This window comes from Streptomyces chattanoogensis, from assembly GCF_001294335.1.
Classification (GTDB): Bacteria; Actinomycetota; Actinomycetes; order Streptomycetales; family Streptomycetaceae; genus Streptomyces; species Streptomyces chattanoogensis.
This window is the reverse complement of sequence record NZ_LGKG01000013.1, coordinates 79,849-105,748: the sequence shown is the minus strand read 5'-3', so window position 1 is coordinate 105,748 and position 25,900 is coordinate 79,849. Positions and strand designations below refer to the sequence as shown.

20 protein-coding genes and 1 pseudogene are annotated in these 25,900 nt (G+C 70.6%); 11 read left to right on the top strand and 10 right to left on the bottom strand.

The genetic code is table 11. The features are described 5' to 3' along the window. Window positions 1-5: 5 nt before the first annotated feature. From ADL29_RS04650 to ADL29_RS04635, 4 genes are all read right to left on the bottom strand, one after another. A complete protein-coding gene (locus tag ADL29_RS04650; protein ID WP_053922471.1) occupies window positions 6-866 on the bottom strand; it encodes a 1,4-dihydroxy-6-naphtoate synthase in 861 nt (286 codons plus the stop codon). Continuing rightward, window positions 863-1,618: a futalosine hydrolase gene (locus tag ADL29_RS04645; RefSeq protein WP_078970737.1), complete on the bottom strand. Its 756-nt coding sequence runs from the start codon at window positions 1,616-1,618 to the stop codon at window positions 863-865. The genes ADL29_RS04650 and ADL29_RS04645 overlap by 4 nt, the downstream gene beginning before the upstream one ends. A gap of 50 nt (window positions 1,619-1,668) precedes the next feature. Then, the gene (locus tag ADL29_RS04640) at window positions 1,669-2,178 is read right to left on the bottom strand and encodes a hypothetical protein (protein ID WP_046926515.1); all 510 of its coding nucleotides are present in this window, start codon (window positions 2,176-2,178) and stop codon (window positions 1,669-1,671) included. A 92-nt stretch (window positions 2,179-2,270) separates the two neighbouring features. Further along, the gene (locus ADL29_RS04635) at window positions 2,271-3,665 is read right to left on the bottom strand and encodes an MFS transporter (protein WP_053922470.1); all 1,395 of its coding nucleotides are present in this window, start codon (window positions 3,663-3,665) and stop codon (window positions 2,271-2,273) included. Between the two features lie 348 nt (window positions 3,666-4,013). Here ADL29_RS04635 and ADL29_RS04630 point away from each other — a divergent pair. Both ADL29_RS04630 and ADL29_RS04625 read left to right on the top strand, forming a co-directional pair. Next, window positions 4,014-4,915 (top strand): annotated as a pseudogene (locus ADL29_RS04630) (DUF3027 domain-containing protein). A 474-nt stretch (window positions 4,916-5,389) separates the two neighbouring features. Beyond that, window positions 5,390-8,668 carry a sacsin N-terminal ATP-binding-like domain-containing protein gene (locus ADL29_RS04625; RefSeq protein ID WP_053922469.1) on the top strand — a complete coding sequence of 1,093 codons (3,279 nt, stop codon included), beginning with the start codon at window positions 5,390-5,392 and terminating at the stop codon, window positions 8,666-8,668. 73 nt (window positions 8,669-8,741) lie between these two features. Here ADL29_RS04625 and ADL29_RS04620 read toward each other — a convergent pair whose 3' ends face one another. Further along, a complete protein-coding gene (locus tag ADL29_RS04620) occupies window positions 8,742-8,927 on the bottom strand; it encodes a hypothetical protein (protein ID WP_053922468.1) in 186 nt (61 codons plus the stop codon). Between the two features lie 213 nt (window positions 8,928-9,140). Here ADL29_RS04620 and ADL29_RS04615 point away from each other — a divergent pair, with 213 nt between their 5' ends. From ADL29_RS04615 to ADL29_RS43320, 3 genes are read left to right on the top strand one after another with little or no spacing between them, the layout of a single operon-like run. After that, on the top strand, window positions 9,141-9,875 hold the full coding sequence (locus ADL29_RS04615) for a WXG100 family type VII secretion target (protein WP_053922467.1): 735 nt from the start codon (window positions 9,141-9,143) through the stop codon (window positions 9,873-9,875). Continuing rightward, window positions 9,872-13,681: a DUF6531 domain-containing protein gene (locus ADL29_RS45945; protein ID WP_078970736.1), complete on the top strand. Its 3,810-nt coding sequence runs from the start codon at window positions 9,872-9,874 to the stop codon at window positions 13,679-13,681. The genes ADL29_RS04615 and ADL29_RS45945 overlap by 4 nt, the downstream gene beginning before the upstream one ends. Before the next feature lie 4 nt (window positions 13,682-13,685). Next, window positions 13,686-14,342: a hypothetical protein gene (locus ADL29_RS43320; RefSeq protein ID WP_157878389.1), complete on the top strand. Its 657-nt coding sequence runs from the start codon at window positions 13,686-13,688 to the stop codon at window positions 14,340-14,342. A gap of 278 nt (window positions 14,343-14,620) precedes the next feature. On the opposite strand, the gene ADL29_RS43315 is transcribed toward ADL29_RS43320, so the two are convergent. From ADL29_RS43315 to ADL29_RS04600, 3 genes are all read right to left on the bottom strand, one after another. Further along, the gene (locus ADL29_RS43315; protein WP_157878388.1) at window positions 14,621-14,797 is read right to left on the bottom strand and encodes a hypothetical protein; all 177 of its coding nucleotides are present in this window, start codon (window positions 14,795-14,797) and stop codon (window positions 14,621-14,623) included. Window positions 14,798-14,847: 50 nt separating this feature from the next. Continuing rightward, the gene (locus ADL29_RS04605; protein ID WP_053922466.1) at window positions 14,848-17,301 is read right to left on the bottom strand and encodes an HAD-IC family P-type ATPase; all 2,454 of its coding nucleotides are present in this window, start codon (window positions 17,299-17,301) and stop codon (window positions 14,848-14,850) included. Window positions 17,302-17,377: 76 nt separating this feature from the next. Further along, complete coding sequence (locus ADL29_RS04600; protein ID WP_046926508.1) at window positions 17,378-17,653, bottom strand: DUF2530 domain-containing protein; 276 nt, start codon at window positions 17,651-17,653, stop codon at window positions 17,378-17,380. Window positions 17,654-17,927: 274 nt separating this feature from the next. On the opposite strand from ADL29_RS04600, the gene ADL29_RS04595 reads away from it, so the two are divergent. After that, window positions 17,928-19,400: an NCS2 family permease gene (locus tag ADL29_RS04595; protein WP_053922465.1), complete on the top strand. Its 1,473-nt coding sequence runs from the start codon at window positions 17,928-17,930 to the stop codon at window positions 19,398-19,400. Window positions 19,401-19,416: 16 nt separating this feature from the next. Here the strand turns inward: ADL29_RS04595 and ADL29_RS04590 are convergent, their stop codons facing one another. Next, a complete protein-coding gene (locus ADL29_RS04590) occupies window positions 19,417-19,605 on the bottom strand; it encodes a ribbon-helix-helix protein, CopG family (RefSeq protein ID WP_046926506.1) in 189 nt (62 codons plus the stop codon). 151 nt (window positions 19,606-19,756) lie between these two features. Here ADL29_RS04590 and ADL29_RS04585 point away from each other — a divergent pair, with 151 nt between their 5' ends. From ADL29_RS04585 to thpR, 3 genes are all read left to right on the top strand, one after another. Then, window positions 19,757-20,194 (top strand): MarR family winged helix-turn-helix transcriptional regulator, encoded by a 438-nt coding sequence (locus tag ADL29_RS04585; RefSeq protein WP_046926505.1) that lies wholly within the window; start codon window positions 19,757-19,759, stop codon window positions 20,192-20,194. Between the two features lie 28 nt (window positions 20,195-20,222). Further along, complete coding sequence (locus ADL29_RS04580) at window positions 20,223-21,671, top strand: MFS transporter (protein WP_053922464.1); 1,449 nt, start codon at window positions 20,223-20,225, stop codon at window positions 21,669-21,671. A gap of 196 nt (window positions 21,672-21,867) precedes the next feature. Further along, window positions 21,868-22,440, top strand: coding sequence for an RNA 2',3'-cyclic phosphodiesterase (gene thpR, locus ADL29_RS04575; protein WP_053922463.1), 573 nt, complete (start codon window positions 21,868-21,870; stop codon window positions 22,438-22,440). 250 nt (window positions 22,441-22,690) lie between these two features. Here the strand turns inward: thpR and ADL29_RS04570 are convergent, their stop codons facing one another. Next, window positions 22,691-23,689 (bottom strand): aldo/keto reductase, encoded by a 999-nt coding sequence (locus ADL29_RS04570; RefSeq protein ID WP_053922462.1) that lies wholly within the window; start codon window positions 23,687-23,689, stop codon window positions 22,691-22,693. A 71-nt stretch (window positions 23,690-23,760) separates the two neighbouring features. On the opposite strand from ADL29_RS04570, the gene ADL29_RS04565 reads away from it, so the two are divergent. Together ADL29_RS04565 and ADL29_RS04560 are read left to right on the top strand one after the other, a co-directional pair. Further along, window positions 23,761-24,153 carry a hypothetical protein gene (locus ADL29_RS04565; RefSeq protein WP_245689140.1) on the top strand — a complete coding sequence of 131 codons (393 nt, stop codon included), beginning with the start codon at window positions 23,761-23,763 and terminating at the stop codon, window positions 24,151-24,153. 57 nt (window positions 24,154-24,210) lie between these two features. After that, window positions 24,211-25,839 (top strand): WXG100 family type VII secretion target, encoded by a 1,629-nt coding sequence (locus ADL29_RS04560; protein ID WP_053922460.1) that lies wholly within the window; start codon window positions 24,211-24,213, stop codon window positions 25,837-25,839. Window positions 25,840-25,900: the final 61 nt, after the last annotated feature.

The window sequence follows — 25,900 nt, the reverse complement described above, 5'->3', positions numbered from 1 at the left end:
GTGCCTCAGCGCTCGTCCGGGAAATTCAGCGCATCGTGGCCGAGGGGCGGTACCAGTCCCTCGGCCGCGGCGCGGCCGAGCAGGCCGCGTACCGCGGCGTAGCCGTCCGTGCCGAGGTCCGCGGTGAAGTCGTTGACGTACAGCCCGATGTGCGCCTCGGTGACGGCCGGGTCCATTTCCTGGGCGTGTTCCAGGACGTACGGCCGGGAGGCCTCCGGGTCGTCCCAGGCCATGCGTACGGAGGTGCGGATCGCCGCCGCCAGCTCGCGCAGCGCGGGCTCGCCCAGCGACCGCTTGGCGATGATCGCGCCGAGCGGAATCGGCAGCCCGGTGGTGGTCTCCCAGTGCTCGCCCATGTCGGCCAGGCAGCTGAGCCCGTAGTCCTGGTAGGTGAAGCGCGCCTCGTGGATGACCAGGCCCGCGTCCACCTTGCCGTCGCGCACCGCCGGCATGATCTCGTGGAACGGCAGCACCACGATCTCGCCCACCCCGCCCGGCACTTCGGCAGCCGCCCAGAGGCGGAACAGAAGGTAAGCCGTGGAGCGTTCGCTGGGCACCGCGACGGTTCTGCCCGCGAGGTCCGCGGCGCTGCCCTGCTCCCGGGCCAGCACCAGCGGCCCGCAGCCGCGCCCCAGCGCGCCGCCGCACGGCAGCAGCGCGTACTCCTCTAGGACCCAGGGCAGGACGGCGTAGGAGACCTTCAGGACGTCGAACTCGCCGCGCTCGGCCATGCCGTTGGTGAGGTCGATGTCGGCGAAGGTGACCGCCAGCTCCGGGCCGCCCGGGACCCGGCCGTGGGCCAGGGCGTCGAAGACGAAGGTGTCGTTCGGGCACGGCGAGTACGCGATGTTCAGGGGCCGGGTCACGGGGTCCTCCCTGGGGACGGGACGGTGGGGGTACCTCCCCGCTCGAGCGCAGCCGAGAGCGCGGGGGAGGCCGGCAGCGCCCGGAAGACGCCGGTCAGCGCGGCCAGTGCGTCGCCGATCCGCCAGGCGGCGCGGTCACGGGGGCCGACGGCATTGGAGACCGTACGGATCTCCAGTACGGGCACGCCGTGCGCGGCGGCGGCCTCGGCGACGCCGAAGCCCTCCATGGCCTCGGCCAGCACCCCCGGGTGACGGGCGGCCAGTTCGGCGGTGCGGGCGGCGCTGCCGGTGACGGTGGAGACGGTGAGGACGGTGCCGACCGCGGCGCCGGCCGCCGTGGCGACCGCCTTGACCAGCGCCGGATCGGGGCGGTGGGTGACGGTCCCGAAGCCGAGTTCGGTGACCGGGAGGAACCCGTCGGGGGTCTCGGCGCCCAGGTCGGCGGCGACGATCGCCTCCGCGACCACCACCGAACCCAGCGGCGCGTGGGGCGCGAAGCCGCCGCCGATACCGGCCGAGACCACCAGCCCGTACGGCGCTTCCGCGAGCGCCGCTGCGGTCAGCGCGGTGGCCGTACCGGCGGCCGCGGCGGCGGGACCGACCCCGGCGGCCAGCACATCGAGCGACCCCCCGGCTCCGGCCGCGCACCGCAGCGCGTGGCCGCCGGGCAGCGTCCGTGTGCCGTACGGCCCGCCCGCGGCACACACCGCATCGCGCTCGGCGGCCACCGCGGTGACGACCAGGACGCGCATCAGACGGTCCGTACGGGGTGCGGCGGTTCTCCGGTCCGGGGCAGCGGTCCTCAGTCCTTCTGCTTCAGTGTGAAGTGGAAGATGGCCGAGGGGATCTGGCCGCCCTCCTTGGGGTACTCCGCGACCTGCAGCGTGACCGTGTCGACGGTGTAGGTGCGCTGGGTCTGCGGGTCCTGCTTCACGAACAGCTGGCTGCTGTCGAGCGTGCGGTAGGTCTGGTGGGTCTTGGACACGCCCTGGCCGTCTCCGGCGAACGCGAGCCAGCCGCGCTTGGCGATGTCCGGCTCCACGCCGATACGCACCTTCTCGCCGGGGCTCACGGTGAGCGTCTTGCCGCCCTCCTTGGAGATGCAGGCGGTGAATTTCACCTTGTCGAGAGCCTTCTCGCCGCCGTCGCAACCAGGGGTCGCCTCGGCCGACACGGTCGAGGAGCCGGCCGTGACGGTCGCGAGCGCGGTCGGCTTCTCACAGGCGGAGAGGGTGAGCAGGCCCAGGGACACGGCACCGATGGCGGCAGCGGTACGGCGGCCCTTGCCCCGGGAGATCAACGCAGCGGTCATACGGGCAGGCTATCGGGCGCCCCGGCCCACGCCACGCGCGGGTACGGCGTGCCGCGCGGGCCGGGCCCGCCGGGGTGTCCGCGGGCCGCCGGTCAGGCGACCCGGGCGCGCGACGCGCCGCCGTGCCGGGCCGCCCCCAGTAGCCCCCGCACGGCCAGCGCCACCCCGGTCGCCACCAGCCCCGCCGCCACCGACATCCCCACCACCCCGATCAGCGGCAGCGAGATTCCGATGGCCCCGCCGACCACCCACGCCATCTGCAGCGCCGTCTCCGACCGGGCGAACGCCGAGGTCCGTACGGCCTCCGGCACATCCCGCTGGATCATCGCGTCCAGCGACAGCTTCGCCAGCGCCTGGCAGAACCCGGCACTGGCCGCCACGGCAGTCACCACGACGATCGCGATCACGCTGTACAAGACCGCCGCGAGCACCGTCGCGCTCAGCGCCAGCCCCAGCATCCCCGCGATGATCGCCTCGGGCCCGCGCGCCTTCAGCCAGGCGCCCACCGCCGTACCCAGCGCATTGCCCGTACCGGCCGCGACCACCACCAGCCCCAGTGACGTCGCCGGACCCAGCCCGCCCAGCGGATGCTCACGCAGCAGGAACGCCAGGAAGAACGTCAGAAACCCGGAGAGCGCCCGCAGACAGGCATTGGCCTGCAGACCGTGCAGCACCGACGGCCCGACCGTCCGCAGCCCCGGTTTCGGCGGTCTGCCACCCGAGACGGCGACCGCCTCGTGGGACGCCAGCCGTGCCCGGCCCTCGCCCTTGGCCGAATCCACCTTGTGCGGCAGGGAGAACGACAGGACCGTCCCGGCCACGAACACCACGAACGCCCCGTACAGCGGCCACTCCGGCCCGATCAGGTGCAGCCCGGCGCCCGCCGGCGCCGCCACGCCGGTGGCCAGCAGACCGGCCAGCGTCACCCGCGAATTGGCCTTGACCAGCGAAATCCGCGGCGGCAGCAGCCGCGGCACCACCGCGCTGCGCACCACCCCGTACGCCTTCGAGGCCACCAGCACCCCCAGCGCCGCCGGATACAGCTCCAGCCCGCCGGTCGCCACCGCGCCCGACATCGTCAGCGCCAGCAGCGCCCGCGCCAGCATCGCGCCCGCCATCGCCGCCCGGCGGCCGTGCGGCACCCGGTCCAGCAGCGGTCCGACCACCGGCGCGAGCAGCGCGAACGGCGCCATGGTGACCGCCAGGTACAGCGCCACCCGCCCCCGTGCCTGGTCGGTCGGGACGGAGAAGAACACCGTCGAGGCCAGCGCGACCGTGATCATCATGTCGCCCGCGGCGTTCACCGCGTGCAGTTCGATCAGTTTGCTCAGGCCCGACTCGCCCGCGCCGTGCGCATGGGTGGCGCGGCGCAGGCCCCGGGCCGCTCCGGTGAACGGCGAACGCAGCGCGCGGCCGGCCGCCCGGCCCGCCCGCCGTACCCGGGTCCCTGCGTACCGTGCGGCAGCCACCCGGCCATATTGCCCCAATTCGCCCGGTAGATGGTGTTTTCTCCGCCCTGCCACGCGCGGCGCACCGGCCCCGGCGGCCCGCTGCTGACATTTGCCGCTCCCGCGAGGGGTCGTACACCGTTGAAGGGGTAGCGTGTGTAGCGCGCCACCGACGGTCGTTTTTGGCCGCGTGCCTCATGGCGATCCCGCAGAATGGGACGTAAGAGGTGCGCTCGACCGAAACCGACCGGGCGCGGACGTCGACGCGGTCCCCAGGTCCGCTCCGCCCGCCCCGGCCCCGCCGGTCGTCCGGACAGACAGGACAGCCTTGGCTGGCGCACTCGTGAGACGGCGTGGAAGAGAGAATCGATTCTTGTGAGTGCTGCGATGCGAAGCCGTACCCCCGACCGCCTGTGCGCCGAGGCGGTCGACCTTGCCCGTGCGGCAGCGGAGGAAACCGCGCTTCCCGGAACGGTCGGCGAGCACATCGACGCGGTCGCCGACGGAGACCGCGTCGTCACCCATCTCTTTGCCTGCAATGAGCCCGGCTACCGCGGCTGGCGCTGGGCCGTGACGGTCGCCCGCGCCTCCCGCGCCAAGGTCGTCACCCTCGACGAGTCCGTCCTCCTGCCCGGCCCCGACGCCCTCCTGGCACCCGAATGGGTCCCCTGGAGCGAGCGGCTGCGCCCCGGCGACATGGGCCCCGGCGACCTGCTGCCCACGGAGGCCGAGGACCTGCGCCTCGAGCCCGGCTTCTCCGGCGAGGACGGCCCGCCGCCGAACTCCGCGGTCGCCGAGGGCATGGCCGCCGAGGTCGCCGACACGGAGGAGGCCGACGTCGTACCCGGCTCCCCGGCGATCCAGCCTTCCCCCGCCCGGGGCGGCATCGCCGACCTCGCCGAAGAGCTGGGCATGCGGCGGGCGCGGGTCCTCTCCCGGTACGGCCTGCACACCGCGGCCGACCGCTGGGAGGAGGCGTACGGCCCCAAGACCCCGATGGCCCAGGCCGCCCCCGCCACCTGCATGACCTGCGGTTTCCTGACCCCGCTGGCCGGCTCGCTGCGCCAGGCCTTCGGGGTGTGCCCAATGAGTTCGCCCCGGCGGACGGCCGGGTCGTCTCCCTCGCCTACGGCTGCGGGGCACACTCCGAGGCCGCCGTGATGCCGGCACCGCCGCGGCCGCCCGCGCCGGTGCTGGACGAGACCGTGGTCGAGGCCCTTGCCTTGCGGCCCGAGCCGGGCGGGTCCGTGACGGAGCCCGGACCCGCGGATGAGCTGGGCCATAGCTGAGTTCTGGGTTCACTTCGCGATGGCGGGTGCGGCGCCGTTTCGCCTCCGGCGGGGGTGGGGTGTTGGCCGTTGCGGCCGGCTGTCCGTAGCGGGGGTGCGGCGTCAGCCCTACACGACTCCGTCGCTACGGTCTGCCGCCTCCCGTCCGTAGTCGACCTCCGGCCGGTGGCAGGGAAGGAACAGACGGTCCGCCCGCTTGACCACCCAGATCCGCCCCTGGTCATTCCCCCCCCGCCCTGGGGCGGTCGCGAAACCGGCGGAAGGGGTTGGGCCGTAGGGACGAAGTCCTGGAGGACCGGCCCGTACCTGCCAGTACACCTCGCGGCCGGCCCCACAACCTCCCCCGATCCCGCCGAAGGCGGGTCCGGAACAACGGAACCCATCACGGCGCCGCACCCGGCAACGTGGGGAGAAACCCGTAACGCGGCCCAGGTAACGTCAGGCCCAGGAGACCACCTAAAGGGAGACGGACACGTGGCTGGTACGTCGTGGGTACGAGGCGCAACCGAAGGGGCTGACCCGTTTGGGACCGCGCGGCTGCGCCGCGGCGTGCTGGATGCCTGGGCCGCGTCGCCCGCCCGGTTCCGGGAGGACGCCAATGCCGAGGAGGACCTCGCGCTGGGCGGCTACCGCGACCGCCTCGCCGTCGAGCTGGCCCAGAACGCCGCCGACGCGGCGGGCCGGGCCGGCGTCCCCGGGCGGCTGCGCCTGACCCTGCACCCGGCCGACGACACCGGTTCCGCCGTACTCGTCGCGTCCAACACCGGTGCCCCCCTGGACGCCACCGGCGTCGAGTCCCTGTCCACGCTGCGCGCCTCCGCCAAGCGGGAGACGAGTGTGGCCGCGGGCGCGGTCGGCCGGTTCGGCGTCGGGTTCGCCGCGGTGCTGTCCGTGAGCGACGAGCCGGCGCTGGTGGGGCGTACCGGCGGTGTCCGCTGGTCGCTCGCCGAGGCCCGTGTGCTGACCCAGGAGGTGGCCGCGCACAGCCCCGGCCTGGGCGGCGAGCTGCGCCGCCGCGACGGCCACGTACCGCTGCTGCGCCTCCCGCTGCCCGCGGAGGGCAGTGCGCCCGAGGGCTATGACACCGCGGTCGTGCTGCCGCTGCGCGACGGTGCGGCGCTGGACCTCGCCGAGCGGCTGCTGTCCGGGATCGACGCGGCGCTGCTGCTTACCCTGCCGGGCCTGGCCGAGGTCGTGATCGAAACCCCGGAGGGCGTACGGGAACTGAGGCGCCGTCAGGACGGCGACTGCGTCCTGATCGAGGACAGCGAGCGCGGCGCCACCCGCTGGCGGGTGGCCACCGACGGCGGCCCGCTGGACCCGGCGCTGCTCGCGGACCGGCCCATCGAGGAGCGGCTGCGCCCGGTGTGGTCGGTGACCTGGGCGGTGCCGGTGGACAGCGAGGGTGCGCCGGTACGGCCGACGACCGCGGCAGTGCTGCACGCGCCCACCCCGACGGACGAGCCCCTGGGCCTGCCCGCCCTCCTCATCGCCTCCTTCCCCCTGGAGCCGACCCGCCGCCATATCGCGCCGGGCCCCCTGTCCGACTTCCTGGTGGAGCAGGCCGCCGTGACCTACGCGTCCCTGCTCCGCGACTGGCAGCCGGTCTCCGTCGGCACCCTCGACCTGGTCCCGGGCCCCCTGGGCAAGGGCGGCCTGGACGGCGAGCTGCGCCGCCAGGTGCTGGAGATGCTGCCCCGGGTCCGCTTCCTGCCGAGCGCCGGAACGCCCGCGGGAACGTCCGTCGAACCGGAGACGTCCCCCGAGTGGGACGAGGGCGGCGCCGACGCCGCCCGCTACATCCTCCGCCCCGTGGACGCCGAACTCCTGGAGGGCGCGGGCGCGGCCACCGTGTCCGTCCTGGCCGAGCTCTTCCCCAGCCTGCTGCCGGCCGGTCTCGAACGGCGGCCGGAGCTGCGGGCGTTGGGCGTGGCGCGGGTGCCGCTCAGCGAGATGATCGACCGGCTGGCGGGCGTCGAGCGGTCCCCCGGCTGGTGGTGGCGCCTCTACGACGCGCTGGCCGGCACCGACCCGGACCGCCTCAGCGGCCTCCCGGTCCCCCTTGCGGGTGCGGCCGGCCAGGGACCGGGCGGCGCGACCGGCACCGTACGCACCACGATCGGCCCCCGTCAGGTCCTCCTCCCCCTGCCCGGCGGCGGCCCGTACGAGGACGGCGACACCGAGGCCCGCCACCGCACCCTCGCCCGCCTCGGCCTGAAGGTCGCCCACCCGGACGCCGTACACCCGCTGCTGGAGAAGCTGGGCGCCACCCCGGCCTCCCCGCGCGCGGTCCTGACGACACCCCAGGTCCGGGCGGCGGTGGAGAACTCCCTGGACGCCGACGAGGACGCCTACGACGTCTTCGCGGACGAGCTGGGCGGCGGCTTCGGCGCCCCGCTCGGCGCCGAGGAGCTGGCCGAGGCGGTCCTCGGCCTGGTCCGCGACGCCAACCTCACCCCCGGCGACGAGCCCTGGCTGGCCGCCCTGGCCCTGCCGGACGACGAGGGCGAGCTGGCCCCCGCCGGGGAGCTGGTCCTGCCCGGCAGTCCCTTCGAACGCGTCATCCGGGAAGGTGAACTCGCCGCCTGCGACGCCGAGTTGGCTGCGCGCTGGGGTGAACAGCCACTGACGGCCGTCGGCGTCCTGGCCGCCTTCGCCCTCGTCCGTGCCGCCGACGTCGTCCTGGACCCGGACGAACTCGAACCCCGCGACGGGGACTTCGCCGAACCCGACGACCCCGGCCTCCTCGACGCCGTCGACGTCTGGTGCGAGGACGTCCTCGACACCCTGCCCGACACCCCCGTACCCCCCGTGGTGACCGAGCTGCTCGCCGTCCGCGACCTCGACCTGGTCGACGACGACTGCTGGCCCCAGGTCCTCGCCATGCTCTCCCAGCCGCCCCTGCGGGACGCGCTGACCACCCCCGTACGGATCCTCCTCCCCGACGGCACCACGGAGTCCGTACGCCCCTACACCGCCTGGTGGCTGCGCGGCCACCCCGTACTCGACGGCCGCCGCCCCGCCGGTCTCCGCTCCGCCGGCGGCGACCCTCTCCTCGCCGGCCTGTACGAGTCCGCGGACGCCGGCGAGGTCGACGCCCAGGTCCTGCGCGCCCTGGGAGTCCGCACCTCGGTGGCGGCCCTCCTGGACGAGCCGGGCGGCGCGGCCGAACTCCTCTCCCGCCTCGCCGACCCCGACGTCACCGTCGGCGCTGCCCAACTCCACGCCCTCTACGGCGCGTTGACCGACATGGACCCCGACGACGTCACCCTCCCCGACGAACTGCGCGCGGTGGTGGGCGGCGAACTGCGAGTGGTGGACGCAAGCGACGCCATCGTCGCCGACGCCCCCGACCTGATGCCCCTGGCCGGTGACATGGCGCTCCTCCCGGTCCGCCCGTCCCGCGCCGCCGAACTGGCCGAACTCCTCCAGGTGCGGCGCCTGAGCGAGACGGTCACGGCGTCTGTGAGCTCCGAGGGCGTACGCCACGAAGTCCCCGAGGCCGTGCGCGTACTCCTCGGCCCCGCCACCCCCACCTCATACCTCGAACACGAGGCGCTGGAGCTGGAGGACGGCACGGAACTGGACTGGCGCTGGACCCCCGATGGCACGTTGCATGCCGCCACGCTGGAGGGTGTCGCCGCGGGCCTGTCCTGGGCGACAGCCCAGTGGCCGCGTCGCTTCGAGGTGGCCGCGCTACTGGAGGACCCGGAGCGGGGCGAGGAACTGGCCGAGGCCCGCTGGTTCGACTGACCGGCCGCCGCCCGGGTGCGTGAAGGCCCCTGTCGCACCGCGACGGGGGCCTTTTGCCTGGGTGCCGGGGTCTTCAGTCGGAACTGAACTTCTTCACCAGCGCCCAGATGACGACAATCACGCCGACGCCCAGGATCAGCCACTCCCACCAGTCCATGATGCCGTCGCTGGTCCCGTGGGTGCCGCCGTAGTGGTGCGAGTAGTGGTGGTGGCCGCGGGCCAGGATTTCGTACGCCAGGTCCCCCGAAATCGGCTTCATGGGGAGGGACCATAGGGGGGAGCCGGGCGGGGGCGCCAGCCTTGCGGGCGGGGTGGTTCGGCCGGCAGATGCCGCCTGCCCGCTGGGCGGTACATGGGTTCTCACTACTGGGCGTTCTGTTGGCCGTCTCTAGAGCACCTGTTTGCCCGCTCCTTGCCCTCCATTGAACGATGTCTGATGGGCTGTCGTAGGCATCGCTGAGGGGGGAACAGCATGGCGATCGAGCTGCCTGAACAGGTGGTGACGTTCCTTCAGTTCATCGGGGTGAACTGGCCGAACATCAATGAGGACAAGGTCCGCGAATTCGCTTCCCACGTACGGGACTTCGCGGAGAAGGTGGATGAGACCCACAAGGACTCCACGGCGACGATCAAGCAGCTGGAAGAGGTGTACCAGGGCGCGTCGTACGAGGCGCTGCTGGCCAAGTGGGCGCAGCTGTCCGACGGCCACATGACGGAGCTGGTCAACGCCTGTCACACGGTGGCGTCCGCGCTGGACATCGCGGCGGACACGATCGTGGCGATGAAGCTGGAGGCGATCGCCGAGCTGATCGTGCTGGCGATCACGTTCGTGGCCGACCAGGCCGCCGCGGTCGCCACTCTCGGCGCTGCGGAGGCCGCCATGGCGCTGATCGTGGCAGCGGCCGAGAAGCTTGTGGACTTCCTGGTGCAGCAGTTGGAGCAGTACATCATCGCCCAGGTGATCGAGGCGGCGATCGACCCGCTGATCGAGACGGTCAGCAAGGCGGTGAGCGGCATGGTTTTCCAGGCCGCCGAGTCCGCGCTGGGCGTCTCCGCCGGCGGCGGGGCGGGCGGTGGTGGGCAGGGCTTCTCCATCCACCCGGAACAGCTGCACGCGCGCGCGGAAAAACTGCGCGGGCATGCCGAGAAGGTGGCGTCGCACGCCGCCGAATTCGAGACGAAGGCTGCGGGGGTGACCTTCGAATGAGCAATCCGATCGTCAAGGCGCTGGAGAACGGCGCGCAGAAGCTGGGCAAGACCCTGGCCAAGGACGCGAGCAAGGCCGTCCAGGACCTGTACCACGGGGCGGGCGACCGGCTGAAGAAGGTCGCCCGCAACCATCACGAGAACGACGCCAAGCATGCCGCGGAACTCGACAAGCTCCTCAAGGGCGGCAAGAACGACATGCCGCATGCGCCGCATGGCACGGGCGGGGGCGGCCGCCCGTCCGGTGGTGGCCGGTCCGGCGGGGCCCGCGCGGAGGCCGAAGGCGGCAACGCCCACGACAGCACCCGTCCGGACGAGCGCAAGTGCACTGGTCCCACCGACCCGGTCGACCTGGCCACCGGCAGAGTGTTCCTGCCCCAGACCGACATCTCCCTGCCCGGTGCCCTGCCGCTGACGTTCACACGGAGATACGAGTCCTCGACCCGTATCGGCCAGCACATCGGGCCGTCGTGGTCCTCCACCGTCGACCAGCGCCTGGAGATCGACGACGAGGGCATCGTCTTCGTCACCGAGACCGGCATGCTGCTCCAGTACCCGGTACCGGAGACAGGTGATCGGGTCCTGCCGAAGAATGGCCCGCGCTGGCCGCTGATGCGCACGCTCCAGGGCGACTGGGCCGTCAACGACCCGGAGACGGGGCACACCCGTTACTTCAGCGATGCCCTGCACGCCCCAGGCATTGCCTTGCCGGATGAGATCACGGACCGCAACGGGAATCGGATCACTTTCGACTATGCGGACGAGACCGGCATCCCGTACGCGATCCGCCACAGCGCCGGCTATGAACTCAAGTTGACTTGCGACGAGGACGGCCGCCTCACTGCCCTGCACTTGGCGGGTGCGGCGGAGGACGGAGTGGACCAGCTGATCCGCTCCTACGGGCACAACGAGGTCGGTGACCTCACCACTGTCACCAACTCCGTCGGGGCGGTGACCCGGTTCGAGTACGACGCCGAGCACCGGATGACCGCCTGGGTCGACTCCAACGACTCCCGCTACGAGTACACCTACGACGACAGTCACCGCTGCACCGCCCAGTCCGGCGCCGAGGGTCACTTGGCCAACCGTTTCACCTACGGCGAGCCTGATCCGGAAACCGGCCACCGCACCACCACGCTCATCAACGGCGAGGGCTTCCCCACGCGGTATGTCATGAACGACCGCCTGCAGGTCATCGCGGTCACCGACGCCCTTGGCAACACCACCCGCACCACCTACGACACCGACGACCGCCCCCTGACGATCACCGACCCCCTCGGCAACACCACCCACCTCGCCTACGACGAGCCCGGGCACCTCGTATCCGTCGTCCGCCCGGACGGTTCCACCAGCACCACCACCTACAACGACCTCGGCCTACCGGAGGAGATCACCGGCCCGGACGGCCGGACTCTCCGCCAGGAGTACGACGCCAAGGGCAACCGCACAGCCGTCACCGACCCCGCCGGTCGAACCACCCGCTTCGCCCATGATTCCCGCGGCCACCTCACCTCGGTCACCGACCCGCTGGGAAACATCACCTGCATCGAGACCGACGAAGGGGGACTCCCTCTTACCGTCACCGACCCGCTCGGCGCTGTCACGCACTTTCTCCGGGACAAGTTCGGCCGCGCCACATCTGTCACAGATGCTCTCGGCAACACCTCCAGCTACCTGTGGACCCCTGAAGGGCATCTCGAGACCCGCATCAACCCGGACGCCACCCAGGATTCCTGGACCTACGACGGCGAGGGCAACTGCACCTCGCACACCGACCCCTTGGGGCAGGTCACCACATTCGAGTACGGCCACTTCGACCATCTGAAGGCGCGCACCGACCCGGACGGCGCACGCCACGAGTTCCTCCACGACACCGAACTCAAGCTCATGAAGGTCATCAACCCCCAGGGACTGACCTGGCGTTACGAGTACGACGCGGCCGGGCGTCTGATCTCCGAAACGGACTTCGACAGCCGCACGCAGGAATACACTCACGACCCGGCCGGTCGCCTGACCTCCCGCACCACCCCGCTGGGCCACACCATCCGCTTCCAGCATGACGCCCTCGGCCGTACCGTCACCAAGGACGTCGCAGGCGAACTCACCACCTTCGCCTACGACACAGCCGGGCACCTGGCTCAGGCCACCGCACCCGGCGTCGAACTCACCTACAGCCGCGACGAGCTCGGCCAGATCGTTGCCGAGACGGTGAACGGCCGCACCACCACTTTCCTCTACGACGCCCTGGGCCGCCAGACATCCCGCACCACCCCCACCGGCGCGGTGAGCACTTGGACCTACGACGCAGCCGGGCAACGCACCACACTTGAGGCATCCGGCCGCACCATGGCCTTCGCGTACGATGCGCTGGGTCAGGAACTCTCCCGCACTCTCGGCGACATCACCCTCACCAACCAGTTCGACGCTCTCGGCCGCCTCACCGACCAACACGTCACATCCGCCGCTGAAACCCTCCAGCGCCGCGCGTACACCTATCGGGCGGACGGCAACCTCTCCGGCATTGACGACCGCCTCAACGGTGCTCGCCGCTTTCAACTCGACGCTGTCGGCCGGGTCACCACCGTCTCAGCCCACGACTGGACCGAGACGTACGCCTACGACACAGCAGGAAACCAGACCCAGGCCGCCTGGCCCGACCGCCATCCGAATCCCGAGGCACGTGGCGAGCGCACCTACACCGCCACCCGCCTCAACCGTGCGGGTGGTGTCCGCTACGAGTACGACGCGGCGGGTCGCACCACCCTCCGCCAGAAGACCCGTCTCTCCCGCAAGCCCGAGACCTGGTACTACACCTGGGACGCCGAAGACCGCCTGATCGCCTGCACCACGCCTGATGGCACCACCTGGCGCTACACCTACGACCCCCTCGGCCGGCGCACCGCCAAGCTACGTCTGACCGACGACGGCCAGAGCATCGCTGAGCAGGTGACCTTTACCTGGGACGGCGCCACCCTGTGCGAGCAGACCACCCTCGTCAACGGTCGGTCCGAGCAATCGATCATCACCTGGGACCACGAAGGCCTCAAGCCCCTGACTCAGTGCGAACGCCGTACCGCAGCGCATGCCCCGCAGCACGAGGTTGATCAGCGCTTCTTCGCCATCGTCACGGACCTCGTGGGCTCCCCCACCGAACTCCTCGACGAACAAGGTGGCATCGCCGCCCGCACTCGTACGACACTGTGGGGCTCGACCGCCTGGAGCACGGACGCCACCGCCCACACCCCCCTCCGCTTTCCCGGCCAGTACTTCGACCCCGAAACCCAGCTCCACCACAACTACTTCCGTACCTACGACCCCGAAACCGCCCGCTATCTCACCCCCGACCCCCTCGGCCTCACTCCAGCCCCCAACCCCGTCACCTATATCCACAACCCGCACACCTGGGCTGACCCACTTGGCCTCTCCGCGTGCCTCGTAGCGGCGGCTAATAGCTTCCCAGGGCGTGCCCATACCCTGGACGAGCATGTGGGAATATCGGACGAGAGGGCAATATCGCTGGCGCGGAGAAAGTCGGGTGGCAGGAATAGCGTGTTCGTCGATCAGGAAACAGCCCAGAAGGTGGCTGACGAGGCTGTGGCGAATAATGCTGCCCGGATTCAGAGATGGCTCCGAGGGCCACAGCAGCAATTGTCCTTCTCTGGACGGCATGGAGCCAATATCTCGCTTGGGTCTACATTTCACGCGGACGGATCTCGAACCGACGCAGGAAATGGGTACTTCATCCAGCTGACGCGAGCCAAGGGGCATCCCGGAGGTTTCTTCATCTCAACGCTTTATCCGAAGTGAGGGCATGATGCAGAGATTTACCAGCTTCGATTTCGGCCTTACCGGACTGGCTGCACTGTTCCATCAGGACTGGAATCACATAGGGGAAGTCGAGCAAGTCGTCCTGACGTATCTTTCGGTAGGCGAAGAGTCTTGCGCGGACGACGCTCTGAAAAAAGAAGCTGCTGAACTTGAACGAGATGTGTCCCTCCTGATCAGCTCACCCCTCAGTGACTACCAGTTGAGGCTTCTCTGGGTGATGGCAACCGGCGGTAATTATCCATTTTCGAATGGCGAAACGGGTCGTGGGTTCCTTGAGCGAATCCATGCAGCCAGCCGCCAGTGGCAGCAGGGTTACGGAGTGGTCGAGGCGGACGCCGCCCAGGGGTGGAATTCCGTCCATGTGGCGAGCGATGTGCGCAAAGCGATTGATGGCACGCCTCTAAACCTGCCGGATGAATGCCGCATGTACTTTGATTCCGACGTGCATGTGCTGCGAAATGCTCTCGATAACTGTGCGCGTTCTGCCTCTGCCGAGCTTGCCTTCCGCCTCCTGCTGAGAATTCATCTCGCCAATTTCATTCCGGTGGAAGGTGTCTATTGGGCAACCTATGCGAGAATTGCCAGGGAGTTTGCGCTTGGAGAGGACTTGCTGTCTTCTCTTGAATTCCTGGCCAGTTGAGGCCGTGTCCTGTGCGGGTAGGTGGGTGTTGGCCGCCCGCTGGTCAGGACGCTCCAGCGGCGCGTACACCCCTTTGGCGATCTCCTCCAACCGTCCCCGGCGCTCGGCAGATTCATCGACTCTCGTGCTGGCGGCGTATCAGCGCAACCGCAACCTGACGGTGTTCCACCGATCACAGGGGCGACGGGGTGATGCGCGCAGCGCAGGAGGGCGCCGACCCGCTCCTGAAGAGCTGGGCCGGCGCCCCTTCGGTATGAGTGCGTGGCAGGCGCGTCAGGTCAGTTGGTGAACTTCTTCACGAAGCTCCACAGGACGGCGATCGCGCCGATGCCGAGGATCACCCACATCCACCATGCCATGGGGCCGCTGCTGCCGTCGCCGCCGTAGTGGCCGCCGTGGTGGTGGCCCCGGGCCAGGATTTCGTACTTGAGGTGGTCCCCCGCTGTGTATGTCATGGGCATGCACCCTAGGGGAGGGGGACGGAACCTCCAATTCCCCTGGGCCCTCAGGCGGGGAAGCGGCGGGCGACCCAGCGCCAGGTGAGTTCCAGGGCCGCGCTGGCCAGGGCGGCGATGCCCACGGCCGCCCACGGCATTGTCGTGCCGACCAGGCGGAGGTCGAAGAAGCGCTGCAGCCAGGGGGTGGCCAGGACGATCACAAAGCCGAGGGCCATGGTCAGGACCAGGGCGATCCGCCACCACGTATAGGGGCGGGCGATGATCGCCAGGACCCAGAGGGCGGCGAGGAAGAGGGTCAGGGTGGCGGCGCTGGTTTCGGCGGGGAGGGCGCCGGGGCCGGTGTAGTACGAGCGGGCCAGGAGGTAGGTGGCGAAGGCCGCGGTGCCGGTGATGAGGCCGGAGGGGATGGCGTAGCGCATGACGCGGCGGACGAAGTGGGGCTGGGCGCGTTCCTTGTTGGGGGCGAGGGCGAGGAAGAAGGCCGGGACGCCGATGGTCAGGGTCGACAGCAGCGTCAGGTGGCGGGGGAGGTAGGGGTAGGGGATCTGGCAGGCGGCCACCAGGATGGCGAGGAGGACGGAGTAGACGGTCTTGGTGAGGAAGAGCGTGGCTACTCGGGTGATGTTGCCGATGACGCGGCGGCCCTCGGCGACGACCGAGGGGAGGGTGGCGAAGCTGTTGTTGAGGAGGACGATCTGGGCCACGGCGCGGGTCGCCTCGGAGCCGGTGCCCATGGCGACGCCGATGTCCGCGTCCTTGAGGGCGAGGACGTCGTTGACGCCGTCGCCGGTCATGGCGACGTTGTGGCCGCCGGACTGGAGGGCGGCGACCATATCGCGTTTCTGGGTGGGGCTGACGCGGCCGAAGACCGTGCCCTCGGTGAGGGGGGCGGCCATGGCGGCGGGGTCGGTGGGGAGCCTGCGGGCGTCCACGGGGGCGTCGGCGCCGGGCAGGCCCAGTTCGGCGGCCACCGCGCCGACCGACACCGCGTTGTCGCCGGAGATGACCTTGGCCTGGACGCCCTGGTCGGCGAAGTAGCGGAGGGTGTCGGAGGCGTCGGGGCGCAGCCGCTGTTCGAGGACGACGAGGGCGGTGGGGTGGAGAGATGAGGTGACGTCGGGGGCGTCCAGGGGGCGGTCGGTGGCGGCCAGGAGGAGGACGCGGAGGCCCTGGGCGTTGAGGGCGTCGGTCTCGGCCAGGGTCGCGTCGCCCGGCGGCAGCAGGACATCCGGGGCGCCCAGGAGCCAGGTGGTGTGGTCGCCGTCGGGGGCGGTGAGCCGGGCGCCGCTGTATTTGCGGGCGGAGGAGAAGGGGAGGGAGGCGGTGCACCGCCAGGAGTCCGCCGTATCCGGGGGGTAGGCGTCGATGATGGCCTGGAGGGAGGCGTTGGGGCGGGGGTCGGCGGCGCCGAGGGCGGCCAGGACACGTGGGACGTAGGACGTCCCGGCTCCGTTTCGGGCGCGGTGTTCCCGTACGTCCGTGCCGTCCTCGGCCAGGGCGCGGAGTTCCCGTACGTCCATGCCGCCCTCGGTCAGGGTGCCGGTCTTGTCCAGGCAGACGACATCGACCCTGGCCAGCCCTTCGATGGCGGGGAGCTCCTGGACCAGGCACTGCTTGCGGCCGAGGCGGATGACGCCGATGGCGAAGGCCACGGAGGTCAGCAGGACCAGGCCCTCGGGGATCATGGGGACGATGCCGGCGACCATGCGGCGGATGGCTTCGTCGGCGGGGAGGCCGAGGGTGAGGAGGTGGCTGAGGATGAGGCCGAGGGCGGTGGGGACCATCATCCAGGTCACGTATTTCAGGATCTGGCTGATGCCGGTGCGCAGTTCGGAGTGGACCAGGGTGAACCGGCTGGCCTCCTCGGCGAGCTGGGCGGCGTAGGCCTCGCGGCCGACCTTGGTGGCGGTGAAGGCGCCGGCGCCCGCGACGACGAAGCTGCCGGACATCATCCGGTCGCCGGGTTTCTTGAGGACGGGGTCGGCCTCGCCGGTCAGCAGGGACTCGTCCACCTCCAGGCCGTCGGTCTCGAGGACCTCGCCGTCGACGATGATCTTGTCGCCGGGGCCGAGTTCGAGGACGTCGGAGAGGACCACCTCGTTGGTGGGGATCTGCGCTGCCACTCCGTCGCGCCGCACGGTCGGCCTGGCCTCGCCGATCACCGCCAGGTTGTCCAGGGTCTTCTTGGCGCGCAGCTCCTGGACGATGCCGATGCCCGTGTTGGCGACGATGACGAAGCCGAACAGGCCGTCCTGGATCGGGCCGACGAAGAGGATGATCGCGAAGAGGACGCCGATGATGGCGTTGAAGCGGGTGAAGACGTTGGCGCGGATGATGTCGGTGGTGGAGCGCGAGGAGCGCACCGGGACGTCGTTGACCTCGCCCCTGGTCACGCGTTCGGCGACCTCGGCGGCGGTCAGTCCGAGGTGGACGGCCTCGGGGACCGGACGCCCGCCCCCTGGTCCGGGTGCCTCGACGTCGGCCCGTGCCCGCTCCGTCATGCAACCGACGGTACGGGGGGAATGCCCGGTTCACCTGCCGGCGGGGAAACCGGGCGGGTGGCCCGGGGCCGGTGTCTCAGGCGGGGTCGTCCGCCGTGGCGCGCCGGGCGGCGGCGTCCCGCTTGATGGCGGCGTCGCGCTTGCGGACGTACCAGATGCCCAGCAGGCCGAGGCCGCCGCCGGCCAGGCAGGTCCAGATCCACCAGGTGTGGCCGTGGTCGTCGTACCAGCCGTAGAAGGGGAGCTGGGCGAGGAAGAGCACGAACCAGAGGACGGTGCCGCCGGTGATCGTGCCGACGACGGGACCTTCGAGGGGCGCCGGGGCCTCGCGCAGTTCGGACTTCTTCCACATGGGGGTCAGCTTACGGGGAGCGCGTACGGCGCACGGGGCGGGCCGCAGGGGACGGGGACCGGCGGTGCGGGGCAGGGGGCGGGCCGGGCGCCGCAACGCTCTACGCGCGGAGATAGCGATCAACCGCTTGTTTATTCATACTGAACCTTTCTGGATTCGGCCGGATCGGATCGTTTATTCATCCAAGGTGATCCGGTTGCTTGTGTTTGATGTCTGTGTTCCGGGCCCTTGGGCCCCCACGCCTGCTCCAAGGCCCGTACGACTGAGGTCCCGCATGTCCCCCTCGGCCACCACGCCGGTCGACGCTCTCAAAGACCCTGCTCCGAAGCCGCCCAAGAACGGCTTCGACCGTTTCTTCAAGATCTCCGAGCGGGGGTCGACGGTGAGCCGCGAACTCCGCGGCGGACTGGCGACGTTCTTCGCGATGGCCTACATCATCGTGCTGAACCCGATCATCCTCGGCTCCGGAGTCGACAAGTTCGGCCACCACCTCGACAACGGCCAGCTGGTCACCGCCACCGCGCTGATGGCCGGACTGAGCACCGTCCTGATGGGCCTGATGGGCAATGTCCCGATCGCCATCGCCGCCGGCCTCGGCATCAACGCCGTCGTCTCGCTCCAGCTCGCCCCCAAGATGAGCTGGCCGGACGCGATGGGCATGGTCGTGCTCGCCGGTCTGGTGCTGATGGTCCTGGTCGCCTCGGGCCTGCGGCAGCGGGTGATGGACGCGATCCCCAACGGGCTGCGCCGGGCCATCGCCATCGGCATCGGCCTGTTCATCTCGCTGGTCGGCCTGGTCGACGCGGGCTTTGTGACCCGTAATCCGGACGCCGCACACACCACCGTCCCGATGGGCCTGGGCCAGGGCGGCCAGCTCCAGGGGTGGCCGGTGCTGGTGTTCATCGCCGGTCTGGTGCTGATGTTCGTCCTGACCGTGCGCAAGACCAGGGGCGCGATCCTCATCGGCATGGTGACGATGGCGGTGGTCGCGATCATCATCAATGCCGTCGTCGCCATTCCCGACGCGGCCTGGGGGCTGGCCGTCCCCAACGTTCCGGAGAAGATCATCGGTGCGCCGGACTTCGGTCTGATCGGCCACATCAGCCTGTTCGGCGGCTTCAGGGAAGTCGGCCTGCTGACCGGCTGCCTGTTCGTCTTCACGGTGCTGCTGTCCGGGTTCTTCGACGCGATGGGCACCATCATCGGCGTCGGCGAGGAGGCCGGACTGCTGGACAACGAGACGGGCAATCTGCCGGGCATGGGCCGGATCCTGATGGTGGACGGCATCGCGGTCGCGGCCGGCGGCGCGGGCTCCGCCTCGGCCAACACCTGCTTCGTGGAGTCCACGGCGGGGGTCGGCGAGGGCGCCCGTACGGGCCTGGCGAACCTGATGACCGGCGGGCTCTTCCTCCTCGCGCTGATCTTCACGCCGCTGGCGACGGTCGTCCCGTCCCAGGCCGCCACGCCCGCGCTGCTCGTCGTCGGCTTCCTGATCCTGGCCTCGAACATCAAGGACATCGACTGGGGCGACTTCACCGTCGCCATCCCGGCGTTCCTGACGATGATCTCGATGCCGTTCACGTACAGCATCACCAACGGCATCGGCATCGGCGTGCTCTCGTACATCCTGCTGCGCACGGCGACCGGCCGGTTCCGGCAGATCCCGTGGCTGCTGGATGCGGTCGGCCTCTGCTTCCTCGTCTACTTCCTGCTGCATCCGATCGAGCAGGCGCTGGGTGTGAAGTGACCGAGCGGCGCGGCCGTCACAGCGGCGGCGCCTCGTAGAACCGCTCCGTCTCGTCGACCGACGACTGGAAGCGTTCGTCGAAGTCATCGCGGATGAGCGTCCGGACCACATAGTCCTGGACGCTCATTCCGCGTTTTGCCGCGTGCTGCCGAATGCGCTCCAGCAGCTCCCCGTCCACGCGCACGCTGAGCACTCTCGATCCCATACGGACACGGTCCCGCTACGAGCCGGTCAGGCGGGCCGCTTTCGGCTGCGTCCTCACCCATATGGGTGAGTGACGGGGCGACTTTCGCGAGTTCAGAGGAACCCCCACCCCCACCTTTACTTAGAAAAGGTAATGAGTTATGCTAACGACCATGCCGGAACTGTCCAGCGGCGACGACGCTGCCGCCGTGAACGCTCTGCGGTCAGCCGTGATGCGCCTGTCCCGCCGCCTCAAGCACCAGCGGGTCGACGAGTCGCTGAGCCCCACCGAGATGTCGGTGCTCGGCACCCTCGCCCGGTGCGGCCATGCCACGCCGGGGGAGCTGGCCCGTAAGGAGCATGTACAGCCGCCGTCGATGACCCGCATCGTGGCGATGCTGGAGGCCAAGGGACTGGTCCGGCTGGAGCCGCACCCCGACGACCGCCGCCAGAAGGTCGTCACGCAGACGGAGCAGGCCGAGGCCATGCTGGAAGAGAGCCGTCGTAAGCGCAATGCCTGGCTCGCCGAGCTGGCCTCCGGGCTGGACGACGACGAGTGGGCGAAGGTACGGGCCGCGGCTCCCGTACTGGAGAAACTCGCACAGCTGTAGAACACCGGACCGAGGAGGCGAACCCACTTTGAGTACGGGATCCGGAGCACACTCCGCCCCCGCACCGAACTCCGACCACGACACGGACCGCGACGACGCGACCGCGACCACCCCTGGCGCCACAGCCGCCCCGGGTGTCGCCGCAGGCCCCGCCGCCACGCCGCGCCAGGGCACGTTCAGTTCGCTCCGCATACGCAATTACCGCCTCTTCGCCACCGGCCAGGTGGTGTCCAACACCGGCACCTGGATGCAGCGCATAGCCCAGGACTGGCTGGTGCTGAGCCTGACCGGCTCGTCCACCGCGGTCGGTATCACCAGCGCGCTGCAGTTCCTGCCGATGCTGCTCTTCGGCCTCTACGGCGGTGTGATCGCCGACCGTTTCGCCAAGCGCAAGCTGCTGCTCGTCACCCAGTCCGCGATGGGGCTGACCGGTCTGGCCCTCGCGGTCCTCACCCTCAGCGGCCATGTGCAGGCCTGGCACGTCTATCTGACCGCCTTCCTGCTCGGCCTGGTCACCGTCGTCGACAACCCCTCCCGGCAGGCCTTCGTCTCCGAGATGGTCGGCCAGGAGGACCTGCGCAACGCCGTCAGCCTCAACTCCGCCAACTTCCAGTCGGCCCGGCTGGTCGGCCCAGCGGTCGCCGGTGTGCTGATCACCGCCCTGGGCAGCGGCTGGGCCTTCCTCTTCAACGGCCTGTCGTTCATGGCGCCGGTCATCGGGCTGCTGATGATGCGCACGTCCGAGCTCCACAAGGTCACCCCCGTCCCGCGCAGCAAGGGACAGCTACGGGAGGGGCTGCGCTATGTGTCCGGGCACCCCGAGCTGATCTGGCCGATCGTCCTGGTCGGGTTCATCGGCACCTTCGGCTTCAACTTCCCGATCTGGCTGACGGCCTTCGTCGACACCGTCTTCCATGCCGGTGCCGGCACCTATGCCCTGTTCAACAGCCTGCTGGCAGCCGGATCGCTGATCGGTGCACTGCTCGCGGCCCGGCGTGCCGCGTCCCGGCTGCGGCTGCTGGTCGGCGCGGCGCTGATCTTCGGCGCCCTGGAGATCATGGCCGCGCTCGCCCCGTCCTTCTGGATCTTCGCGGCGCTTCTGGTCCCCATGAGCATCTTCGGGCTGACCATCAACGTCACCGCCAACTCCAGCATCCAGATGGCCACCGATCCGCTGATGCGGGGCCGGGTGATGAGCCTGTTCATGATGGTGTTCGTGGGCGGCACCCCGCTCGGTGCCCCGCTGGTCGGCTGGGTCACCGACACCTACGGCGCCCGGGTCGGCTTCGCCATGGGCGGGGTGATCTCCGCCGGCGCCGCGGCGGTCATCGGCCTGATCCTCGCCCGGGTGTGCGGGCTGCGGCTGAAGATAGACCTGCGGCGGGGACGGCAGCATGTGACGTTCGTGGCGCGCGGCGGGCCGGAGACGTCCGGGGCGCCGGAATCCGAGGAGAAGCGGGTCGCGGTCACGGTGTGACGGTCGCAGGGGGTGCCGGGGGGCGGTGCTGCGGCGGCCGTACGTCCCGGCATTCGCCGGGCCGGGCGCGTGGAGGCCGGCTGGCTGCTTCTGCGCAAGCCGGGTGCTGACGCGCACGCCGTGGCGCATGTGCCTGCCGGGGCGCCGCCGCCGAAATCCGTGCGTGGCGATCACCTGCTGGGCGAGACTGGACGGTATGAGACTCTTCGCCGCCGTGCTGCCGTCCGCGCCCGCCATCGCCGAACTGGCCGATGAGGTGGCGCAGTTGAAGGCGCTGCCGGGCGCGGACCGGCTGCGCTGGACCGGCCGGGACGGCTGGCACTTCACCCTCGCGTTCTACGGGGAGGTGGCCGACGATCTGCTGCCCGAGCTGCAGGAACGGCTGGCGCGGGCCGCGCACCGGCACGCTCCGTACGAGCTGCGGATCGCGGGCGGCGGGCGGTTCGACGACCGGGTGGTGTGGGCGGGGGCCGAGGGCGAGCTGGCCGTGATGCGGAAGCTGGCGGACTCGGCCGAGGCCGGGGGCCGGCGGGCCGGTGTGATGGTGGCGCACCACACCTACCGCCCGTACCACCCGCATCTCACGCTCGCCCGGAACCGCACCCAGCACCTCCGGCTCGCCCCCTTCGCGGCCGGGATGGAGAGCTTCGAGGGCACGCCGTGGACCGTCCGGGAGCTGGCGCTGATGCGCAGCCATCCGCCGGTGCCGGGTGTCGCGGGCAGCCAGCCGCACTACGAGAAGCTGGCGTCCTGGCCGCTCGGCCACTGACCCCGGGGCTGCCGCGGGCCGGGGCCGGGCCGTCGAGGTGCCCGGATCCGGGCCGGTTAGGCTTTTCGGGTGGACCCCAAAACCCGTAACCGGATCATGTCCGGGCTTTTCGCCGTGCTGCTCATCGTGGTGATCGTGGCGGCGGCCGTGCGCTGACCCGCGCCGGCCCTGCGGCGCCGCCCGGCAGCCGGACGAGCCGGCCGCCGGGCGCACCCCGCGCACCCCGGGAGTTCCCGAGGTGCCGGTCCGTTCACCAGGCGAACGCCTCCGGCGAGGGGCCGGGTCCCGGGAAGATCTCGTCGAGGGACGTCAGCAGCTCCTGCGGCAGCGTGAGCTCGACGGCGCGCAGCGCGGAGGCGAGCTGTTCGGTGGTGCGCGGGCCGACGATCGGGCCAGTCACCGCGGGACGGGTCAGCAGCCAGGCCAGCGCGACCTCGCCGGGCCGCAGACCGTGCTTGTCGGCCAGGTCCTCGTACGCCTGGATCTGCGCGCGGACCGCGGGGTCGGTCAGCGCGTCGGCGGCGCGGCCGGATGTCGAGCGGGACCCGCCGCCCTCCCTCTCCTTGCGGAGGGCGCCGCCCAGCAGCCCGCCGTGCAGCGGCGACCAGGGGATGATCCCGAGCCCGTACGCCTCGGCGGCCGGAATGACCTCCATCTCCGCGCGCCGCTCGGCGAGGTTGTACAGGCACTGCTCGCTGACCAGGCCGTACGAACTGCGCCGCCGGGCCGCCTCGTTGGCCTGCGCGATATGCCATCCGGCGTGGTTGGACGAGCCGGCGTAGAGGATCTTGCCCTGCTGGACGAGGACGTCGATGGCCTGCCAGATCTCGTCCCAGGGGGTGTCCCGGTCGACGTGGTGGAACTGGTAGAGGTCGATGTAGTCCGTGCCCAGGCGCTTCAGGCTGGCGTCGACCGCGCGCCGGATGTTGAGCGCGGAGAGCTTGTGGTGGTTGGGCCAGACGGATTCGCCGTCGGCGCCCATGTGGCCGTAGACCTTGGTGGCCAGCACGGTCCTCTCGCGCCGGCCGTCGCCCTTGGCGAACCAGGAGCCGAGGATTTCCTCCGTACGGCCCTTGTCGGCGCCCCAGCCGTAGACATTGGCGGTGTCGAAGAAGTTGATGCCCGCCTCGAGGGCGGCGTCCATGATCGTGTGGCTGTCGGCCTCATCCGTCTGAGGCCCGAAGTTCATGGTGCCGAGGACCAGTCGGCTGACCTGGAGTCCGGTGCGTCCGAGCTTCGTGTACTTCATGGTCGTCCAGCCAACGCCTTGGAGTGCGCTCGAATCAAGCGGACGCCTCCGCCGCATGGGGGAGGGGGATCGTGCTGCGGGAGGATCCCGGGGTGTCCGACCCGCGCGAGGGTGTTGCTGTTGCACTGTCACGGGGAGTCGAACGGGGGCCTGCCATGGCCAAGGAAGAGTACCGGGTCGATCTGGACGCGCTGGATCAGGTCGTACGCGAACTCAACGAAATTCTGCGCGATATGGGCGGCCCCAGACAGAAGGCGGAGAACAACACCTATCTGGCTCCCGGAGACCTTGGATCGGGTTTCTCCGAGCAGGCGGAGCTGTACGCCGCGCACGACAAGATGGTTGACCATCTCAAGCACGATGTCATCGGTCCGCTGGAGAAGCTGATCGATGACTTCGGGCAGAAGACCAAGAAGGTCAAGGAGTCGTATGACGACGCCGAGGCCGAAAACGCTGTGAGGTAGCGGCGGGCGCGGCACGGAAATCGGGGCAGGGAACGAAGCGGGGACGGGGATCAGGGAATGTCGGGTTCGGAGGAGAGAAGCCTCAAGCCGTGGGACACGGCGTTCGGCAAGAAGTCGAGTGCGGATCTCTACTCGATGATCGACGTGGCCAGAGTGGACAACGTCTGGGCCGTCGCGGAGAACTGGCGGGACGTCCACGACGAACTGGTGGGCGGGGAAGGCGACGACGGGGCCGGGGTCCAGGGGAGACTGGCCGCGGCCGTGAAGAAGGTACGGGAGACCTGGCACGGTAAGTCCGCCGAGAGGTTCTCCGAAGAGGCCGCCAAGGTTATTGAGGACATCGCGCGCGGCGGGACGTTCGCCAAGAATGTCTCGGAAACCATGGTGGCGGCGGCCGAGGCGCTGCAGACCGCCATGGGTGAAGCAGCGAAGGTTGACAGGGACCCGCCGGCGTGGGGGTGGCCGTACACCGAGTACGAGAAGGCGATTCAGGACGGGAATTTCGATGATCCCGACCTCGAGGCCATATCCAAAATGGTAGGCAAGGACCGCTATCGACGGCTTGGCGACGCCTATAAGTCGATACAGGCGGACCTCGCCCGCGGGCTGTCCGCCAAACAGATCCTTGCCACGTATCACCCGGACGCCGACGGCGACCTGATACAAGGGGAACCGTGCACCGGACTGTGGATGCCTAAATTCCAGCGGCAGGCACTCGCGACCGCGGCGGCTCTGGAGACGCTGGCCACGTCGTACAAGAAGCAGGCTCGCAAGCTGACGCCGCCCGAGGACATCAAGGGCGCGCGACCCATCGGCCAACGGCCGTCCGGCGGACCGACGGGGGATACGTCCATTCCCAAGGGCGGACTGACGGGTGGAATCACGCCGCCGACCGGTCCGGTCTCCGGGGGAGTGCCCGAAGGAGCCTTGGGGGGCCCGTCCGGGTTGCACGGGCCGGGGTGGTCGCCGGCGGATGCGTCGCCCGGCGCGTCCCATGGCCCCGGCTGGTCCCCAGGCGGTGGCGGACCCCACACGTCCCCGGTGAGCACCGGACTCGACAGCTTCCCGGGCGGGGGCGGCGCATCGGTTGCGGATCGCGGCCTCCCCGGCGGCGGGTACACCGGGCACGGCGGGGGACCCGTGCCCACCGGTGGCGGCAGCGGGGGCAGCGGCTTCGCGGGCGGACTGCCGGGCGTACCGGGCGGGTTGGGGCTGCCCGGCAGGCCAGGCGGCGGCCCGGCCCCGTCGTCGGGTTCCGCCGCACGCTCCGCCGCAGGGACACCCGGTGCCGCGTCCGGCGCGCGTACCGGCCCGGGGAGGGGTGCCGGCAGCCCCGGCATGCCCGGCACGGCGGGTGCCGCCCGGGCCGGCGCTGGGGCGGGCAAGGGCGCCGTCGCCGGCCGGGGCGGCTCCTTGGCCCGTAAGCCCGGCGGGGCTGCGGGGGCACCGGGCGGCGCGGCGGGCGGCACGGCCCAGGGCGGTTCCGGACTGCACCGCAGCCGTGGTGGCACCCAGGCCGGACGGTCCCCTGCGGGCCGCGGCGCCGGCGCCATGGGCGCGCCGGGCGCCAACGGGGCGGCGGCGAGGAAGCGGAGCGAGCGCACCGCCGAGCGCCAGAGCTATCTCGTCGAGGACGAGGAGACCTGGACTCCGCGACGGAACACGGTGCCGCGGGTCATCGAGTAGCCGGAGGTGACCGAGTAGTCACGTTCCCGGACACCGCGGCGAAGCGGTTAGCATCGCCGGA